The organism is Nocardia seriolae NBRC 15557, from assembly GCF_007990715.1.
Classification (GTDB): Bacteria; Actinomycetota; Actinomycetes; order Mycobacteriales; family Mycobacteriaceae; genus Nocardia; species Nocardia seriolae.
Genome location: NZ_BJWY01000141.1, coordinates 1 through 17,792, shown reverse-complemented (window position 1 = coordinate 17,792; position 17,792 = coordinate 1). Strand labels below are relative to the sequence as shown.

Annotated in this window: 19 protein-coding genes and 5 pseudogenes; 16 read left to right on the top strand and 8 right to left on the bottom strand. The window is 66.5% G+C overall.

The features are described from left to right. Nucleotides 1-106: 106 nt before the first annotated feature. Nucleotides 107-997: an RNA polymerase sigma factor SigJ gene (sigJ, locus tag NS2_RS30545; RefSeq protein ID WP_033090789.1), complete on the bottom strand. Its 891-nt coding sequence runs from the start codon at nt 995-997 to the stop codon at nt 107-109. On the opposite strand from sigJ, the gene NS2_RS38015 reads away from it, so the two are divergent. From NS2_RS38015 to NS2_RS38005, 4 genes and pseudogenes are all read left to right on the top strand, one after another. After that, on the top strand, nt 996-1,211 hold the full coding sequence (locus tag NS2_RS38015; RefSeq protein WP_230464116.1) for a hypothetical protein: 216 nt from the start codon (nt 996-998) through the stop codon (nt 1,209-1,211). The genes sigJ and NS2_RS38015 overlap by 2 nt on opposite strands. Nucleotides 1,212-1,223: 12 nt before the next feature. Next, nucleotides 1,224-1,760 (top strand): NADPH-dependent FMN reductase, encoded by a 537-nt coding sequence (locus tag NS2_RS30540; RefSeq protein ID WP_228102650.1) that lies wholly within the window; start codon nt 1,224-1,226, stop codon nt 1,758-1,760. Then, a pseudogene (locus tag NS2_RS38010) lies at nt 1,744-2,037 on the top strand (YybH family protein); the annotation flags it as partial. The gene NS2_RS30540 and the pseudogene NS2_RS38010, both read left to right, overlap by 17 nt. A gap of 52 nt (nt 2,038-2,089) precedes the next feature. Then, complete coding sequence (locus NS2_RS38005; RefSeq protein WP_256255956.1) at nt 2,090-2,212, top strand: nuclear transport factor 2 family protein; 123 nt, start codon at nt 2,090-2,092, stop codon at nt 2,210-2,212. 81 nt (nt 2,213-2,293) lie between these two features. Here NS2_RS38005 and NS2_RS30530 read toward each other — a convergent pair whose 3' ends face one another. Beyond that, nucleotides 2,294-2,755, bottom strand: a complete 462-nt coding sequence (locus tag NS2_RS30530; protein WP_145961857.1) for a hypothetical protein — start codon at nt 2,753-2,755, stop codon at nt 2,294-2,296. A gap of 676 nt (nt 2,756-3,431) precedes the next feature. Here NS2_RS30530 and NS2_RS38000 point away from each other — a divergent pair. After that, complete coding sequence (locus NS2_RS38000) at nt 3,432-3,728, top strand: hypothetical protein (RefSeq protein WP_103557206.1); 297 nt, start codon at nt 3,432-3,434, stop codon at nt 3,726-3,728. Nucleotides 3,729-3,758: 30 nt separating this feature from the next. On the opposite strand, the gene NS2_RS30515 is transcribed toward NS2_RS38000, so the two are convergent. Then, on the bottom strand, nt 3,759-4,331 hold the full coding sequence (locus NS2_RS30515; RefSeq protein ID WP_033090787.1) for a dihydrofolate reductase family protein: 573 nt from the start codon (nt 4,329-4,331) through the stop codon (nt 3,759-3,761). Nucleotides 4,332-4,455: 124 nt separating this feature from the next. Here NS2_RS30515 and NS2_RS30510 point away from each other — a divergent pair, with 124 nt between their 5' ends. Next, nucleotides 4,456-5,103, top strand: a complete 648-nt coding sequence (locus NS2_RS30510) for a TetR/AcrR family transcriptional regulator (protein ID WP_033090786.1) — start codon at nt 4,456-4,458, stop codon at nt 5,101-5,103. 66 nt (nt 5,104-5,169) lie between these two features. Here the strand turns inward: NS2_RS30510 and NS2_RS30505 are convergent, their stop codons facing one another. After that, entirely contained in the window at nt 5,170-5,724 is a 555-nt protein-coding gene (locus tag NS2_RS30505) for a hypothetical protein (protein ID WP_033090785.1), read from the bottom strand. A gap of 148 nt (nt 5,725-5,872) precedes the next feature. Here NS2_RS30505 and NS2_RS38730 point away from each other — a divergent pair, with 148 nt between their 5' ends. From NS2_RS38730 to NS2_RS30470, 6 genes are all read left to right on the top strand, one after another. Then, nucleotides 5,873-7,642, top strand: coding sequence for a Crp/Fnr family transcriptional regulator (locus NS2_RS38730; RefSeq protein WP_231992939.1), 1,770 nt, complete (start codon nt 5,873-5,875; stop codon nt 7,640-7,642). A gap of 49 nt (nt 7,643-7,691) precedes the next feature. Next, a complete protein-coding gene (locus NS2_RS30490) occupies nt 7,692-8,789 on the top strand; it encodes a hypothetical protein (RefSeq protein ID WP_143161455.1) in 1,098 nt (365 codons plus the stop codon). 124 nt (nt 8,790-8,913) lie between these two features. Continuing rightward, entirely contained in the window at nt 8,914-9,726 is an 813-nt protein-coding gene (locus NS2_RS30485) for an SAM-dependent methyltransferase (RefSeq protein ID WP_045439688.1), read from the top strand. Between the two features lie 30 nt (nt 9,727-9,756). Continuing rightward, the gene (locus tag NS2_RS30480) at nt 9,757-10,320 is read left to right on the top strand and encodes an MTB12 C-terminal domain-containing protein (RefSeq protein WP_228102648.1); all 564 of its coding nucleotides are present in this window, start codon (nt 9,757-9,759) and stop codon (nt 10,318-10,320) included. A gap of 15 nt (nt 10,321-10,335) precedes the next feature. Beyond that, entirely contained in the window at nt 10,336-11,073 is a 738-nt protein-coding gene (locus tag NS2_RS30475; protein ID WP_033090783.1) for an ABC transporter ATP-binding protein, read from the top strand. Beyond that, complete coding sequence (locus NS2_RS30470) at nt 11,070-11,909, top strand: ABC transporter permease (protein ID WP_033090782.1); 840 nt, start codon at nt 11,070-11,072, stop codon at nt 11,907-11,909. The genes NS2_RS30475 and NS2_RS30470 overlap by 4 nt, the downstream gene beginning before the upstream one ends. Here NS2_RS30470 and NS2_RS30465 read toward each other — a convergent pair. Together NS2_RS30465 and NS2_RS30460 are read right to left on the bottom strand one after the other, a co-directional pair. Continuing rightward, nucleotides 11,895-13,214 carry a cytochrome P450 gene (locus NS2_RS30465; RefSeq protein ID WP_158544149.1) on the bottom strand — a complete coding sequence of 440 codons (1,320 nt, stop codon included), beginning with the start codon at nt 13,212-13,214 and terminating at the stop codon, nt 11,895-11,897. The two genes, NS2_RS30470 and NS2_RS30465, sit on opposite strands and share 15 nt — an antisense overlap. 267 nt (nt 13,215-13,481) lie before the next feature. Then, nucleotides 13,482-14,384: pseudogene (locus tag NS2_RS30460) on the bottom strand (TIGR00366 family protein); the annotation flags it as partial. On the opposite strand from NS2_RS30460, the gene NS2_RS30455 reads away from it, so the two are divergent. The 3 genes and pseudogenes from NS2_RS30455 to NS2_RS38585 form a co-directional block, all read left to right on the top strand. Then, a complete protein-coding gene (locus NS2_RS30455) occupies nt 14,334-14,732 on the top strand; it encodes an ABC transporter permease (protein WP_143161454.1) in 399 nt (132 codons plus the stop codon). The pseudogene NS2_RS30460 and the gene NS2_RS30455 overlap by 51 nt on opposite strands. Before the next feature lie 48 nt (nt 14,733-14,780). Further along, entirely contained in the window at nt 14,781-15,920 is a 1,140-nt protein-coding gene (locus tag NS2_RS30450) for an FAD-dependent monooxygenase (RefSeq protein ID WP_261772326.1), read from the top strand. A 102-nt stretch (nt 15,921-16,022) separates the two neighbouring features. After that, nucleotides 16,023-16,208 (top strand): annotated as a pseudogene (locus NS2_RS38585) (DUF255 domain-containing protein); the annotation flags it as partial. Here the strand turns inward: NS2_RS38585 and NS2_RS30440 are convergent. Beyond that, nucleotides 16,180-16,332: pseudogene (locus NS2_RS30440) on the bottom strand (DUF397 domain-containing protein); the annotation flags it as partial. The pseudogenes NS2_RS38585 and NS2_RS30440 overlap by 29 nt on opposite strands. A gap of 416 nt (nt 16,333-16,748) precedes the next feature. Beyond that, the gene (locus tag NS2_RS30435; protein WP_161789516.1) at nt 16,749-17,234 is read right to left on the bottom strand and encodes an LmeA family phospholipid-binding protein; all 486 of its coding nucleotides are present in this window, start codon (nt 17,232-17,234) and stop codon (nt 16,749-16,751) included. Nucleotides 17,235-17,288: 54 nt separating this feature from the next. On the opposite strand from NS2_RS30435, the pseudogene NS2_RS30430 reads away from it, so the two are divergent. Next, nucleotides 17,289-17,453 (top strand): annotated as a pseudogene (locus tag NS2_RS30430) (DUF255 domain-containing protein); the annotation flags it as partial. Between the last annotated feature and the right edge of the window lie 339 nt (nt 17,454-17,792).

Below are 17,792 nucleotides of genomic sequence, written 5' to 3'. Positions count from 1 at the left end.
AGTACTAGGCGATGCCCTCCCGGTCTCGGGCGCGGGCAAGATTCTCAAACGCGAACTCCGCAAACAACATTGGGGCGAGGGCGACCGTCAGGTGAACTGAACCCGCTCAGGCGTCGGTCCAGGCGCGCAGTTTCTCCGGGTGGCGGATCGCCCAGATGTCGGTGATGCGGCCCTCGGCGATGTCGAAGGCGTAGACCCCGACGACGGCATCGCCGCGTACGGCCACCAGTCCGGGCTGGCCGTTGACCGTGCGCTCGCGCAGCGCTGTCTCGGTGTTGCGGGAGGCGATCTCGACCCAGGCGTAGGCGATGCGCTCACCGCCGACAATGGGGTCGCGGAAGGCGGGAGCCAGGCCGCCGCTGTCGGCGGTGGCGGTGGCGGCCGGGTCGAGCAGGCCGATCAGCGCCTCCAGATCGCTTGTCTCCCAGGCGCGTTTGAAGTCGCGGACCACGTCGGCGCGTTCGGTGCCGGACGGGCTGCGCGAGGTGTCGATGCGGCGGCGGGCGCTGGAGGCGAGCTGGCGGCAGGCGGCGGGGGTGCGGCCGACGATGTCGGCGACCTCGGCGAAGGAGTAGCGGAACACGTCGTGCAGGACGAAGGCCACGCGCTCGGCGGGGGTCATGGAGTCGAGGACGACGAGGAAGGCCATGCTGATCGACTCGTCGAGGGTGACGCGGTCGGCGGGATCGGCGGGCGCGGGGCCGCCGAACCACTCGGCGTGGCCGGGCACCGGCTCCGGAATCCATTCGCCCACATACTGTTCGCGCCTGGCGCGGGCCGAGCCGAGCAGGTCGAGGCAGATGCGACCGGCGACCGTGGTCAGCCACGCGCCGGGGGTGGCCACCTCCTGCCGCTGCCGTTCGGAGAGCCCGTACCAGCGCGCGTAGGTCTCCTGCACCACGTCCTCGGCCTCGGTCAGCGAGCCGAGCAGCCGGTAGGACAGATTGATCAGCTTGCGACGCTCGCTCATCACCGCGCCCAGTTGCGGATCGGTCATGGTGCTCGGCTCCTTCGGTCGATGCGGTCTGCATCTGCTTCGACGAAACAGCGGGCCGGATTGTCAGGTCCGACATTCGGTGCTGCCGGGCCTGACATTCCGGGCGGCTGCGTCGTCGGAACTTCGTAACGCCTTCAGCAGAGCAGGAGTTCCGGACATGACCAAGATCGGCATCATCCTCGGCAGTACCCGCCCCGACCGCAATGGCGAGTAGATCGCCCAGCGGGTGCTCGACACCGCGTCGCTGCGCGGCGACGCCGAATTCGAACTGATCGACCTGCGCGATCACCCGCTCCCGCATCTGGACGAGGCCGTGCCGCCGATGTTCGGCCCCTCGCCGCACGCGGCCACCCGCGCCTGGACCGAGCGGATCGCGCCCTTCGACGGCTTCCTGATGGTGACCCCGGAATACAACGGCGGCATGCCCGGCGTGCTCAAGAACGCCATCGACCATGTGTTCGCCGAATGGGTGAACAAGGCAGTCGGATTCGTCTCCTACGGGGTGGACGGCGGCGCCCGCTCGGTGGTGCGGCTGCGGACCGTCTGCGGCACGCTCGGCCTGGCCGACGTCGGCTACCAGGTCTCCATTTCGGTGCTCACCGATTTCGAGAACCACGCCACCTTCGTGCCGAACGACCGCCACCTGGTAACCCCAGCAAGACCCTCGACCAGGTCATCGCCTGGAGCACCGCGTTCGCGCCGCTGCGCGCCGAAACCACTCTCGTCAACTCCTGAGGAGCTCAGAAATGTCTGTTTCCAATGACTTCCGGTCCGGCACCGACCGCCGCGCGGCCGATCAAGCCGAGATCCGCGGGCAGCTCGGCAAGGTGGTCGAAGGGCTGCGGGCCAAAGACCTCGAGACCCTGAAGCAGGTGTTCTCGTCCGATGTCGTGTCCTTCGACATCGATCCGCCCCTCCAGCACGTCGGGATCGACGCGAAACTCGAGAACTGGGCCCGAGTTTTCCTGTTCTTCGAGACCGTGAGCTACGAGCTCCACGACCTGACCGTCCACGTGGGTGACGACCTGGCCTTCGGCTACGCCTTCGGCCGCCTGCACGGCACCCTGAAGAACGGCGCGAGCACCCCCCGGCATGTGGGTCCGCGTCACCTACGGCATGCGAAAGATCAACGGCACCTGGCTGATCGTCCACGACCAGGTCTCCGTTCCCCTCGATATCGTGAGTGGCAAGGGAGTCGTCGACCTCGAACCCTGACCGCGCGACGCCGATCACGCCGCGGGACACCGAGATCCGATCCCGATTCGCTCGGGATCGGATCGGCTTCGTTCTACGTGGTCAGCGCGGTGCCGGGACGTCGACGATCAGTTCCGAGGGGGCGGGGTTGGTGCTGACCTGGATGCTGACGCGGCCCGAGCCGGGGAAATTGAAGAAGGTGGCATTCCAGCCGTAATGGCCGTCGTAGCGGGTGGATTGGGTCTTGGTGTCGGTGACGCCGGTGTCGAGGTTGGTGGCGGTGACCGTCGCGGAGATCGAGCAGTCGGTGCCCGCCGGGGATCCCGACGCCGACCCGAGCGGGCTGTCGGCGGCGTCGGCCTTGAAGCCCACCTGCACCTGCACCGAGCTGTCGAAGAAGCTCGCGTGGTCACCGCCCTGCTGCCCCTGCTGGGGAGACGCCGACGCGCTGACCGTCCCGACGCAGCCCGGTCCCGCGTCGACGCGCGCGGGATCGAACGACTGCGAATCGGCGGACGCCGGACCTGTAGACGTCCCGAATGCCATCACCGGCAGAACTGACACTGCCGCAAACCTGAGCATGCCTCGCATCATGACTCCCGTTCCTAGCACGGATGGCTCACGAAGATCAGCTTTTCGCCCGGCGGCGGGGGAGTCGCGCCGGGAACATTTGTTCAAGACAGTCGGCGGCGGGGCGGTGATGCTGGGCTCCGAAGCCTGGAGGAAGGCGTGACTATGTCGAATGACGTGGAGTTGGGTGGGGTACCCGAGACCATGCTGTGGACCCTGTACAACCGGGCCGCGGTTGCGAAGCGGGGTGGTGGTTTTCGGGACCCCGCGTGTGTGCGCATCTTCGATGCGATCGACTACGACTATGCGCGGAGTTTCGGGAAACCCAGTGGTGTGCACGCCGAGCGGTCGCAGCTGTTCGACGGGGTGGTGCGGGACTGGCTGGCGGAGCATCCCAGCGGGACCGTGGTCGAGCTCGGCGCCGGGTTGGAGACGCAGTTTCAGCGCTGCGACAACGGCCGGGTGTCCTGGATCCGCGTGGCTGTACCGGAGGCGATCGCGGTCCGGGAGCGCTTTCTGCCGGAGTCACCCCGCTGCCGCCATATCGCCTGCAGCGCACTGGATCCGGAATGGATCGATGGGGTCGAGCCCGGCACGCCGGTGCTGGTGACCGCGCAGGGACTGCTGATGTACTTCCCGGAATCCGAGGTGCGCGCTGGTCACCGCGATCGTGACCGGCATTCCGGCCGTGCGGCTGCTGTTCGACGTGATTCCCCCGTGGTTCTCACGCAGGACCCTGCGGGGTCACCGCCTGACGCCGCACTACACCGCCCCGCTCATGCCGTGGGGTGTGCGGCGGGACGACCTCGCACCGCTGTTGCACGGCTGGACCGACCGCATCACCGCGGTCGAGGTACACAGCTTCGGTTCGCCCTCCCGGCCGGTAGCCGCTTTGCTGCCGCTGCTCGCCGCCCTGCCGGGATTACGCAACCTCCCACCGGCATTCGTCCGGGTGGACGCCCGATAGGCGTTCCTGCCGGGCATTTCGGCCGGACGGTCAGCGCACGACGTCGAAGACGTTGAGCTGCAAGCCGTTCGCGTACGCCTGGGATTCGACGAGGCGCAGTTTCTGGGTGTCCTTGTCGGTCTCGGAGAACAGGCGCTTGCCCGCGCCGAGCAGCAGCGGGAAGGCGAGCAGGTGGTAGCGGTCGATCAGGCCCGCGTCCGACAGGCTCCGGTTCAGGGCCGCGCTGCCGTGCATGATGATCGGTCCGCCCGCGGTCTCCTTCAGGGCCGCGACCTCGTCGATCGAGCGCAGGATCGTGGTCTCGCCCCAGTTGGAGACCAGGTCGGCGTCGGTGAGGGTGGTGGAGACGACGTACTTGGGCATGGCCTGGTAACCGGCGAACTCCGCCATGTCCGGCCACACCGGGCTGAAGGCCTGATAGCTGTTGCGGCCCAACAGGATCGCGGTGGATTCCCGCTGCTCTCGCTCCTTGATCTCGAAGGCCTCGGGCAGGAAGTCGAGATGCTTGAAGGTCCATCCGGTGTTGCGGTAGCCGGGCTCGCCGCCGGGGGCCTCCACGACGCCGTCGAGGGAGATGAAGGCGGTGCTGATCAGGGTGCGCATGGCGTCTCCTCGGTGGGGTGAGTCCTCGTATCTGGACGCTGTCCAGAAATGGAGATACACGATTTCTGGACGGTGTCCAGATAGAATCTGAACGACGTACAGAACCTCTCCCACCAGGATCAGCATGAGTGACAGCGCGGCGAGACCCGGGCAGCGAAACACCTACCGGCACGGCGCATTACGGGAAGCCCTGCTCGACGCGGGCGTGGCGATGGCGCGCGAGGGCGGCGGACCCCAGGCGATCGTGCTGCGCGAGGCGGCCCGCCGTGCGGGCGTCGCCCCGAACGCCGCCTACACGCACTTCAAGGACCGGGAAGCCTTGGTGCAGGCCGTCGCTCGCGTCGCCCTGGCTGGCCTGGCCGCGGCCATGACCGCCGAACAGGACGCCCTGCCGCCCGCCGGTGATCCGGCCGCCGGCGCACGGGCGCGCTTGCGGGCGGTCGGCGCGGGCTACCTGCGCTTCGCCCGCGCGGAACCGGGGCTGTTCCGCACGGCCTTCGCGACCCAGACCGACGTCTCCGCCGTCTCCGAACCCGCGTCCGCCGGACCCACCGGCCGCTCGGCGATCGAACTGCTCGGCGAGGCCCTCGACGGCCTGGTCGAGACCGGCCTACTCGCGCCCGAAAGACGCCCCGGCGCAGAGTTTCTCGCCTGGCCGACCGTCCACGGTCTGGCCTACCTGGCCGTCGACGGCCCGCTGCGCTTCCTCGAACCAGCTCAACTCGACCACCTCACCGGCCAACTCCTGGACATGATCGACCGCGGAATCTGAACCCTCCGAACGCCCGCGCGGGGTCCCCCCGCCGCGCCGAAGAACGGCAGGTCGACGATCCCGGAGTCACTTCGCGAGGGCCTTGCCGCCGGTGGAGTTGACGGCGAACCAGGTGCCGGCCACGCCCTGGCCGTTCACGTCGCCGGGCTTCTTGTCCTTGGAGAAGTAGTAGACGGGCCAGCCGCCGATGGTGATCTGGCACGAGCCGTCGGCGCGCTCGATGAATCCGGTCAGGGCGGGGTCCACGCCGTCGACGTAGAGGGCCTGGCCACGGCTGACCAGCAGTGGCGGCCAGGTGACGGCGCAGTCGTTGTTGCAGTTCGACTTCGACGGGTTGGCGGTGTCCTTGTCGAAACGGTAGAGCGAGCGGCCGTCGCGGTCCACGACGCGGGCGCCGAGGGCGCGGTCGGAGACGGTTCGCAACTGCACCGCGTTGCTGCCCTGCGGCGCGGTGCCGTTGTAGATGCTCAGCCAGCCTCGGGTGTTCGCGGGCGCCGAAGCCGAGATCGACGGCGCGGGGGTGGGCTGCGCGAGGGCCGTCGCCGCGGTCGGCAGGGCCATGGCGGCGGTGGCGGCGAGCGCGACGAATGCGCCTCCGATCAGGGTGGTGAGCTTCGACATGGATTCCTCCGAACAGGTTCGTGTTGTCTGTGCACACGATTCTGCGGAGAAACGGGAAGGTGGTCTGTTCGCGCGGCGACAGCCGTTGTGTGTCCGCGGCGACACAACGAGCCTCCGCAGCCGGTGCGTCTGTCGTTAGGGTTCACCGGTGTCGAAAGTTGGTGTTCTCACCTGGCTTGCGGCCATCGGCCTGCCGGTGGCGGGGCTGTGGTTGTTGATCTCGCATCCGGAACTGGATGCCCGCTATGAGCATCATCCGCAACACTTCTGGCTGGTGCTGGCCGCCGCGGCGCTCGCGATGGCGCTGGGCGTCATTCTCTTCCGGGCCGCGCGGGTCCGCCACGATCTGCGACTCGTGCTGGTGTCGTTGATGTTTCAGTTCGCGGCGGGATTTCTGAGACTGCACGCCATCGCGACGCCGGGCGTCATCATCGCCATGCCGAATGCCGGGTTCGTCTACGCGGTCCCGGTCGGCCTGACCCTCGGCGGGATCGCCGCGCTGGCCTCGGCATTCGAGTACGGTCCGGTCGCGGCGGCCCGGCTGAACCGGCTGATGTGGCTGCTGTCGGCACTGCCCGCGCTGGCGGCGGTGGCGTGGGCGATGTTCTCGCTCACCGGGCTGCCGCCGTTCGACGGCATGCCGAACGCCACCGAGACCTCGCGGTCGCTGGTGGTCGTCGCGTACGCGGGTTCGCTGTGCTACCTGATCGCGGCGGTGGTCTACGCCCGGCAGTTCGCGCGCCGTCGCGGATTGCTGTTGCTCAGTGTGCTTTCCGCGTACGTGCTGCTGATCGAGGCGTTGCTGGCCGTCGGGTACGGCCGCAGCTGGCAGGCATCGTGGTGGGAATGGCATGCGCTGATGGTGGCGGCCTTCGGGCTGATCGCGCTGAGCGCTCACGTGCAATTCCGGCGGGAGGGCTCCGCGCTGGGCCTGTTCGACAGCGTGACGCTGAACCAGACCATGGCCGCGCTCGAACGCGGCGGCGCGACCGGATTGGCCGAGGTTCCGGGTCGGCGTCAATACCGGCCCGGCCCTGGTCGGCAATATCGGTGCCGCGCAGATGCGCAACTACACCGCGATCGGCGACACCACCAATCTCGCGGCCCGGCTCGAGGGCGTCGCGCGACCCGGGGACGTGGTGATCGGACCGCTCACCCGGGCACAGCTCGGCCCGCGCGCCGTCGTGCAGGCGCTGGACGCGATCGTGGTGAAGGGCCGCAGGGAACCGGTCAACTGCTTCGTGCTGCGCGGCGTGCGATGACCGAATCCGCCCTGCTGCAGAGCCTCACACCCGAGGAACGCCGCCGCGTCCTGGCCTCGTGCCTGCCGCGCCGCTTCAAACGCCGCGAAATCCTCTGTCACGAAGGCGATCCCGGCGACACCCTGCACCTGGTCAAGTCCGGGCTGCTGCTGATCCGGGTGACCACCTCGCTCGGCTCCACCGCGACCTTGACCATGGTCGGCCCCGGCGATTCGTTCGGCGAACTGGCCGTGCTCAGTCCCGACGCCCGCCGCACCGCCACCGTCGAAGCCGCCGAGAACGCCGAAACCCTGACCCTGAGCCGATCCCAGCTCGAATCCCTGCGAGCCGCCAACCCCGGCATCGACAACATGCTCACCGTCACCCTGGTCGAACAGATTCGCCGTCTGTCCGCGACCGTCCTGGAGGCGCTCTATCTCCCGGTGGAATCCCGCGTGATCCGCCGCCTGGCCTACCTCGCCCGAATATACGGCGGCCCCGCACCGATCGCCGAAATCCGGCTCACCCAGGACGATTTGGCCTCCATGGCGGGCACCACCCGAGCCACCGCCAACCGAGTCCTGCGCGAGCTGGAGCAACGCGGCATCGTCTCGCTGCGCCGCGGCCGGATCATCGTCACCGACCGTGCCCGCCTGTCCGCCGCCGCGACAGCCTGAATCGCCGGACGCCCCCGTCTCGGGGCAGCCGATATGCGAAACTGACGCTGTGCAGCCCGAGCGCAGGATTCACTTCGTGGGTAGCCTGCCCGCATCGTTGGACAGTCCAGGCAAGGCAATGGCGTTCGCTGTCGACACTGCCGGTGAATTCCTGGACGGCATGGTTCCGGGCTGTGAAGCGGATCCGTATCGCGCCCAGTGGTACGTCAGACCCATCATCGACCGGCTCGGCAGCATCCCGGCGCTGGCGCCCGTGCGCCGCGGTGATTGGTCGACGCTGCGTTCCCGCGACACCTTTCGGCTTCGGGCGGGCCGATCGCTGACCGAAGCCGATATCGACGCCGCGCTCGGCTATGCGGCGGAGGCCCGGCGTGCCGCGGCCGCGTTGGGTGAGCTGCGCCGAACCGATCCCGGACTTCGCTTGCAGGTGGGTATACCGACACCCTTTGTCATCGGCTTCATCGCCTTCGAGGCGCGCATGCTGCGGTGGCGTCGGGGCTTCCCCTACTACCGCCCGATTGTCGACGCCACTGTCAGGGAGATCGTCCGAATCCATGAGGCGTTGCGGGACAACGTCGTATTCCAACTCGAACTGGCGGCCGAGACGCTCCTCTGCGCGGGGACACCCGCGGTGCTGCGGCAGGGCCCGGCCACCGCGGCGGGTCGAGCGATCGCACGCCTCGTCGCACGGGCCCCCTACGATTCTCATTTCGGTGTGCACCTGTGCTACGGGAGCCTCGACGACAAACCGGTCGTGGCACCGAGGTCGACGGCCCCGGTCGTCGCGCTGGCCAACGCGATAGCGCGATACTGGCCCGCGGGCAGGCATCTCGATTTCGTCCACCTGCCCATCGGCGACGGCAAGCAGGCGCCGGTCCGGCCGCGGTACTACGCGCCGCTGGCGCGCCTGGAATTGCCTGGCGCCACGCGTGTTGTCGCCGGGCTCGCGCATTCGACGCAACCGCTCGCGCAGGCACGGCAGGCGCTGGCGGTGGCGGAGTCGGCCTACGGCGGACAGCTGGACGTCGCGGCGCCGTGCGGTCTGGGCCGCTATGCGACCGTCGACCGCGCGCGGGCCGCGGTAGCACACGCGGTCGCCTTGGCCGAGACGGTTCCGAGCCCGACCGGCGACGGCAATCGGGAGTAAGCCGACCGGTCGTGAAGTATTGGATCATGTTGTGTCGGAGCGTGGTTCGCCGATGGCTCGATCGGGGGGCGGCAGATCTCTGGAGTTGCCCACACCCGGGGTGGCGGTCGGCTAGGGTACAGGTGTGGCCGAAGGAGCCGAAGGGCCTGCGTCCGAGCACAAGCGGATACCGCACCCGCTCGACCCCGGCGAGCTGAGCTCCGCCCGGGTGTACGACTACTTGTTGGGCGGAAAGGACAATTACGAGAACGACCGGGAAATGGCCGGTCGGATGCTCGCTCGCGTACCCGAACTCAAGACCTTGGTCTGGTTCGCCCGGGGTTTCCTGCTCAAAGCGGTCGAGATGGCCGCCGAGGCCGGTATCCGTCAGTTCCTCGATCTCGGCTCGGGTATCCCGGTCTCGCCCGCCGTGCACGAGGTGGCTCGAAAGTTCGAGCCGTCGGCGCGGGTGGTGTATGTCGACTACGACCCGGTGGGAGTCGCCCATTGCGAGGCGCTACTGGCCGGACCACCCGGAATCACCGCACTGCTGGGCGACATTCGCCGTCCCGGCGAGATCCTCGATCAGCTGAACGAGCGCGCCCTGATCGACTTCGACGAGCCGGTAGCCGTCACGCTGTCCGGTGTGCTGCATTACGTGATGGATGACGAGCGCCCCGCCGAGATCGTCGCCGCATTCCGCGATCAGTTGGCGCCGGGTAGCTACCTGGCGCTCAGTCATGGCTCCCTTGATTCCGACCCGGAGATACTCCGGGTGCTCACCGGCACCGACGGCACTCCGGCCCAGGTCGCCTTCCGGACCACGGCGCAGACCGAGACCTTCCTGGACGGCTTCGAGTTGTTCGAACCCGGTGTGGTGCCGGTCCAGGAGTGGCTCCGCTCCGACCTACCGGCAACTCGGATGGTCATGCTCGGTGCTATCGGCCGCAAACCCTGAGGAAGCCGCCCTGAGCGCGAGTATTCTCTAATGCGCCAATTTGTTGTTGGCCGCCTGCATATTCGAGCCTGCATCAGGTGCTGTCCCAGTCGATCAGAGGATGAAGTGATGAAGTCCTTCAGTGTTGTCGCTGGTGTCGTGTCGTCGATCATGACGGTCGCCGCGGTCACGACCGGCGTCTCGGTTGTCAATGCCCCAACCGCTTTCGCCGCTCCCGGCGATTTCCTGATCACCAAAGACGTTCCCACCGTGGACGATCTGCACGATCAAGTGGTGTTCCTGATCGAAACACCCGGCGTTTCGGACGAGGCCAAGGCCGCCAATATGGAAGGCGGTATGAGGGCGGTGGTCGTTGCGGACGCCCTCTACAACAGCGGCATGTTCCGAGCCCCGTACGGGTCGAACGAGATCAGCGGTCCGGAAACCCACGACGGCAACGTGCACACCGCAATGCTGCGCACCCGGTCGGTGGGCAGACCGGATATCACCGCGCGCGTGGTCTGGAAGCGTATCGACGGTGTCTGGAAGCTCTCCAACAGCTCTGTGTGCGAGGGCGTCAAGGCCGTCGGTCTGTCGATGTCCTGTGACTTCTGACCGGCTCCGAGCACCGTGATCGATATTCGTGACCTCACCCTGAGCTACCCGGGCGTGAGCGTCCTCGAGGTCCCCGAACTGACGGTGGCGGACGGGGCGCTCACCTACCTGATCGGTCTCAACGGCACCGGCAAGACCACGCTGCTGCGGTGTATCTGCGGCATTCTCGCCCCTGCCGTCGGGACCGTCCGGGTCGACGACACCCTGGTCCGAGCCCATCACACCACGCCCGCGACGCTCGGAATGCACCTCGACTATCGAGCTTTCGACCCGAGCCGCACCGCGCGTCGGCATCTGCGCTGGATCGCTCGTGCCCGTGGAATACCGACCGGCCGGGTCGGCGAGGTCCTCGAGATCGTCGACCTCGTCCGGGTCGCCGATCGCCGGCTCGGGCACTATTCGCTCGGCATGCTCCAACGCGTCGGCATCGCCGCCGCCTTGCTCTGCGAGCCTCGGACCCTGCTGCTCGACGAACCGCTCAACGGCCTCGACATCGCGGGTATCCGCTGGATCCGCGAATTGCTGCGCGACCTCGCCGCTGCCGGGACCTGTGTCCTGGTTGCCACGCACCTGCTCGACGAGGTCGAACGCAATGCCGACCACATCGTCATCCTCGGAAACGGGCGCATTCTGGCCGACCAGCCCTTCACCCATCTCATGAGCACGCTGGAGCCCGGCGAGACCAGCCTCGAAGACGCCTACGTTCGAATCGCCTGCCTGCCTGCCCGATTCGCGTCCGGTGCGGCGTCATGAACGGTCCCGGTCCGGCCACGCTCATCCGCCGCGGCGTCGCGGCCGAATGGACCCGCACCACCGGACGCAGCTTCCTGTGGACCGTCGCCGTCCCGCTCACCTACGTGCTGCCGCTGGTCGTCACCTTCGGAATCGCCGCTGTCGCAGAACGACTCGCCACCCTCCCCGGACAGCGTTTCGTGGCCCCGGTCTCCACCACCAACTCCGTGTACTGGGTGATGACCTTCTCCGTGTCGGTCATGATGGTCACCGCCGCCTACGCCCACGGCACCCAACGGCGCGGTCGGACAAGCGATCTCGACACCTTCCTGTTCCCCCGGCCCTGGACGGTCGCGTTGGCCCGGTGGATCTACTACGGCGCCATCGCGGCGATATCGACGGTCGTGCTGCTCATCGTCGTCATGGTCACGCTGCCGTACCAGTTCCCCGAACTCTATGGGGCCGTGGACATCACCGACTCCGCCGGCATCCGGTTCCTCTGGACCGTCCCGATCTACGCGTTCGCCGCATGCGGGGTGGGTATCGCGGTCGGGTCCCTGATTCGAGCTCCGTCCGCCGCTGTCGCCGTACTCCTGTTCTGGGTGTATGTCGCCGAGAGCGCCATGAATCTGCTGCCCCATGGATTCACGCTGCAGTCCTACGCCCCGTTCCTCAACGCCGTGGCCGCGACGGGCCAGCAGGTCGCCTTCCTCCCTCGCTTCGGCCGCAACGGATCGCTGTTGTACTTCATCCTTGTCGCCGCCACCCTCTGCATCACCACGGCCGTGCTACCCGTCCTCATTCGCCGGATGTCCGGACGTCGCAGGGCGACGGTCGCCAAATCAGGCAAGAACTGAGACCCGGCGAACTTCGAGCGGAAGCCTTCTCAGCCCGGGGATCGGACCCATGGCCCGCGGGAGCTTCTTGGTTGCGACCGGCTGGAATTCCCACTTCGACAGCAGACCGTACAGAGTCGTTTGCAGTGCCACCCACGCAAAATTTCTACCGATACACATCTGATTGCCCATGCTGAACGGAACGAAGCTCCGGCATTTCGACTCGGAGTTCGAAGGCGACCACCGATCGGGGTCGAAGGTATCCGGCTCGGCGAAGTATTTCGGGTTGCGGTGAACCGCCGCAATGCTGTAGCCGATATCGGTCCCGGCGGGAAAGGTGAACCCATCGAGTTCGACCGTGGTGACAGTGCGTCTGGTCTGCAGTAGCGGCGAATGGATTCGTGTGACCTCGTTCAGGAAACAGTTCAGGTATTCGAGCCGGTCGAGGCTTCGGGTGTCGAGTTCTCCCGCTGCGGAGATCTCGTGCCGCAGTTTGGAAGCCACCTCCGGTCGCTGGGACAACTCGTAAAGAGCCCAGGTCAGCGTGGAGGTCAAGGCGTCGATCCCGCCGAAGAGAATCGTCACGGCCTGCTCTGCCAGGAACTTGTCACTATGGTGCTCAGTGCTTGACGAATCGAGCAGAAGGTCGAGCAGGTCGTCGTGGCGCTCACCGCCGGCCCGGCGCGCGACGAGCAGCTCCCGGCAGTAGTCCCGCAGTCGCGTTCCAGCCGACAGGAATTTGCGGTTCACCGGCCGTGGCAGGCTCGCCAGTCGTTTCGGCAGCACGCTGCCCACGATGGCACCCGCGCCGATGTCCTCGATAAGACTCGAGATGAGTTGCAGCTCTCCGCTATCCGGTTCGTGCGAGAACATGGTCCCGAGCAGGTCGGTGATCACCAACTCCGACAGTGTGGAACGGATCTCGACAATCTGGCCTGGCTGCCACGAACTCGCCAACGCGTCCGCGTTACGCCTTACGATCGGCGCGTAGTTCTCCAATTCTGTTCGATGGAACGCGGGTTGAAGCAGGCGACGAAGATCCCTGTGCTGCTGACCATCCGCGACGATCAGCGATTCCTCGAATATGAGACGGATGCGTTCGAACAGGAGCCCGCGCTCATAGGAGTCGGAGTTCTCCACCAACACCCGGTGGAGCAGGTCGAAATCGGTAATGACATAGACGACGCGGCTGCCGATATCGACACGGGCTATTTTCCCGACGCCGACCAGATCCACCATGAACTGGACCGGATCGCGCCACAGTCTCCAACCGTGTCCGAGAACCGGCAAACGTCCGGGCCCGCACGGGACGTCACGAAGATCCACTGCGTGCTGCCTTTCCTTCGGCAGGCTCGGCGCCGGAGGCCTCGGTCACGACTGTCGCGCGGTGAGCAGGTCCTCCGATCAGGTCAACCATGGTCAACTCCTGGATCAGCGTGTCGGGCAATGAGCTCTTCGCAACCCTCGACAGGTCCTGGCGTCCATCAACGAGTCACCTTAGTCGGGATCGTGAACCGATCATCACTTTTTGACGAAACGCCAACGACCCGAGCGTCATTCGCGCGCCTCTTCGAGGCCGCCCGATCGGCCTGGTCACGGCGTGGCGGGCAGGATCGGCGAGACGTAGTCGAATGTCATGCCCAGCAACCGTACGAGGAGTAGCACCACCGGCAGATGGATTATGAACTGCAGGAACGTGAATCCGACGAGGTCACGCGCCCGCAGTCGTAGTACCGCCAGCAGCGGCACCATGAAGAACGGGTTGATGAGGTTCGGCAGCGCCTCGGCCACGTTGTAGATCTGTACCGTCCAGCCGAGATTCATCCCGACATCGGTCGACGACTGCATGACGAACGGGGATTCGATCAGCCATTTCCCGCCGCCGGACGGAATGAAGACACCCAGTACGACCGTGTAGAGGGCGACGACGACGGCGAAGCTGCCGCCGCCACCGAGATTGGTGAAGAACGTCGCCAGATGTTCGGAAAGCGTGCGGCCGCCCCGTCCTTTCGCTTTGGCGAGAATGGCGGCTATCGCGGCGTAGAGCGGGTACTGGACGAGAATCCCGGCGGTGACGGGTACGGCGAGGGACACGGCCTGCAGGAACTTCCTCGGCGTCCCGTGCAATGCCAGGCCGAGCATCAGCGATACGAGCAGGTAGCCGTTGAGGTTGCTGATGACCGAAAGCACCGGTTTGCTGGTCAGCTGGGAGATCAGCCAGCCTGCGGTCATGAGCAGGGTCAGGGTCGGCAGGATGCGGCTGTACTCGAGCCATTCGCCCGGACGGGAGCGCGGCGCGATTTCGGTCGGCTCGTCGTCCAGGTCGATGCGCAGTTGCTGCGCTGTCTCGATCGCCGTTCCCCTGGGGGCGGAGAAGTACGCGATCGCGACGGTGAGCGCCATGAGGATCGCGCACATGAACAGCGACTGCCAGGTGAAGATCGTATGCCCGAAGTCGAGCACACCGGTGACCTTCAGCAGCGTGGGTGGCAACGCACCATCGCGGCGATCACGGTGACCGCCCTCGGACTCGAATCCTTGGTCGGGTCCAGGGCAATCGCGATCACGGGCATCGTTGTGCTGCTCATCGGCAATGCGTTCTCCGGCGCGGCGACCGCACCCGAGATGCTGCCGGGCTGGTCCGGGGCTTTCGGGCAGTTGCTGCCTCCGGGAGCCGGTGGTCGGCTATTGCGGTCCACCGCGTTCTTCGGTGGCCGCGGCGCCGTACACGCCGTAATCGTTCTGGTCGCCTGGATCCTGCTCGGTGTGGCGCTCTATCTGGCCGGTGCCGTGCGAATGCAGCCTCGGGAACGTATGCGGCCGGTGCCGGTGCCGGTGCGGTAGGCCCCGGCCCGGCCGATTGCCAGGGCGACCCAGCCCGGTTCGGTTCGCGTGCCGGACGCCATCGATGAAATGAGAGGAAACGACATGCCCAAAGCGGTCAGAGTCGGCGGCGGTATCGGCGGTCTCGCGACAGCCATCGCATTCGCGCTGCGCGGCTGGGAAATCGAGGTGTTGGAGCGCTCGACTCGGATTGAGGAGGTCGGCGCCGGATTATCGCTGTGGCCCAACGCACTTCGCGCCCTGGCTGCGCTCGGTCTCGGCGAAACCGTGCGCGGCCTGGCTCGGGAGGAGGATTCGGCAGGGATTCGCGACAGCAGTGGGCGCTGGCTTTCCCGGACCGACACCGAGACCATCCGAGTGCGCTACGGCAGTCCGGTCATGATGCATCGTGCCGATCTCCTGGCTATCCTGCGCGCCGCCATCCCGGAACACGCAGTGCACACCGGTATTTCGGTGACCGAGGTGCAGGCCGACGGCACCGTCGTGCACTCGGCGGGAACCTCGGCCGGAGACGTGGTCGTGGGCGCGGACGGCATCCGCAGCGGGGTCCGCCGCGCGGTCTGCGGTGTGATCGAGCCCCGCTGCAGCGGATACACCGCGTGGCGAGTCGTCTGCACTCCCACCGAGCCGATCAGCGATATGGGCGAAAGCTGGGGGAGCGGAGAGCGTTTCGGCTACAGCACCCTCCCCGACGGCCGGGTCTACTGCTTCGCTACCGCGGATATGGCCGCGGGAACTCGGGGCGGCGGACTGCTCGAACTGTGCGCCCGGTTCGGCTCCTGGCATGAACCGATCCCTGCCCTGCTGGCCGCAATCGACGAAACGGCGATTCTGAAGCATGACATCTATGAGTTGCCACCCCTGAAAACCTATGTGGCGGGCCGGATCGCGCTGATCGGTGATGCCGAACACGCCATGACGCCGAACTTGGGTCAGGGCGCCTGCCAGGCGCTGGAGGACGCAGTGGTGCTGGCCCACGTCGCCACCCGAGATGGTGATCTGACGCGCTACGACAGTGAGCGCAGGCCCCGAACCCAGATGATCCGCAAACGCTCTCGACTGATCGGCACCGTCGGTCAGCTCTCCTCTCCTACAGCTGTACTGGCGCGCAACGCCCTGCTGCGTTCGGTCCCGCCCACGATGCAGCTCAAATCACTCGCCCCGGTCCTCGATTGGGAGTGCTGCTGACCCCCGAATCATCCCGGATTCAGGCCCCGGCGTCGGCCATCGCGAGGCGGGTTGCTGGGCATCGTTCGGTCGAGTGTCTGAGATGATGGCGCACTAGCTAGTGCTACCTCGCCCTACCTGCGTCAGCACGCCGAGAATCCGGTTGATCGGCGGGAGTGGGACGCGCAGGCATCGGCCGAAGCGGCTACCCGGGATCTGCTCGGCGGACGGCAGCGAGGTCGCACAGCGTTCGAGTGGTCAGGGCGCGTATTCGTGGCCGTCAGGCGCGGTCGAACTTCCCCGACCTGACGGCCTCGGTGAAGACATCCCAGGCGTGCGGGGCGAAGACGTGGGCCGGGCCGGTCGGGCTCTTCGAATCGTGTACGCCCACAAGGCTATCGGGGAGAAGGGCCACTTCCACCACCACCAATCCTTCTGCGCCGCTTGTAAAGCCAAACCGACAGCGCCCTCGTTGAGCTCCTCAGCGACGCCGTAGAGCTCGCAGATCGCACGGACGTCGCGAGGATTGGGCCTGGCCTTCAAGCCCTTTTCCAGTCGAACCCACGTCTTTCAGTTGTGGAATCGTTCCCCCGACTGCGCGGCGAACATCGACGGTGTACCCGCAATCGTCTCCGGAAGGAACCGAGATGGACATCGGCGAACGATCCACAGCGCGTTCTCGGGAGTGGGGCAACGACAACTGCGCGAGCGGCTTCATCTGGCCGCTGAGTCAGCAACGCGCAGAGCATCGCCCGCATCCATGCCACCTGCGAGCCACCCTGCCCGCGGCTACTCGCCGCCACCGAGTACCTGAATACCCTGGGGTCCAGCGCTACCGAGTTCCTCTGATCAACCCCGTCCCGACTTCAGCTTGTCGATATCGACCGTCACGTTCGTGCCGCTGCCTGTCACCACGACCTTCCCGTTGTTCAAATGCAGGCCCGTGGGCACCACGCCGAACGGGAGCAGGCCGCTGACGTCGAGCAGCACGAGCGGGCGCGTCGCGTCGAATCGGACGGTGGCTTCGAGGCGATCGACATGGATCTTGTGCAACTGGCGCGAGGTGAGGTCGCCGAAGGGCACTTCGGCGCCGTGCAGATCGGCCTCGACGTCGACGAAGCCGAACTTGTCGGTGCCGACGTGGTTCGCTCGAACCTCGACGTTGTCGTATTTCCCCTCCGCCACCTGGAGCAGGAACGGGAAGCCCTTGATGTGGACGGCCGGGTCGGAGCCGAGGTTCGCGGTGTTGCGCATCGCTTGCCCCGTGGCATTGTCGGCGTAGGCCGCCGCCCCGAAGTCCGCCGCGACAGCGAGTCCACAGATCAGGATGAGCACAATGAGCAACGTCCGCATGGCAAAAGGATCTCAGCTGTGTGGAAGGCTGGAAACATGAACCGATTGGGCAGTGCTACCTCGCCTTACCTGCGCCAGCATGCGGAAAATCCTGTTGCCTGGCGTGAGTGGGACGCCGAGGCGCTGGCCGAGGCGGCGGAGCGGGATGTGCCGATCCTGCTGTCGATCGGGTACGCGAGCTGTCATTGGTGCCACGTGATGGTTTAAGGCTACTAGCCAAATTTCCGCAGGTAGACCGCCTGTTTTGGGATGCAATCGACCATTTGATGTCGTCAATCGGGCGGATCTCGCGGGTGCGGGTAGCGGTTCGTCGCTCCGGCAGGTTGCTTCGCTTGGACTGCGCTACGTTCCCAGTTGGCCATCCTGGCTTGAGTCAACTAAAGTGAGCTAAGTAGCCGATGACATCGCATTCTTGTAGCGCTTGTTGGTGATCAGGTGCGCGTGATCGTGGGAGCGAACCTCCGCTCCCATGCCTCCCGGATCGCGACCGCGACAAGGATCACCAGCAAAGCGGTAACCGGCTTGAGATAGAAGTTCCAA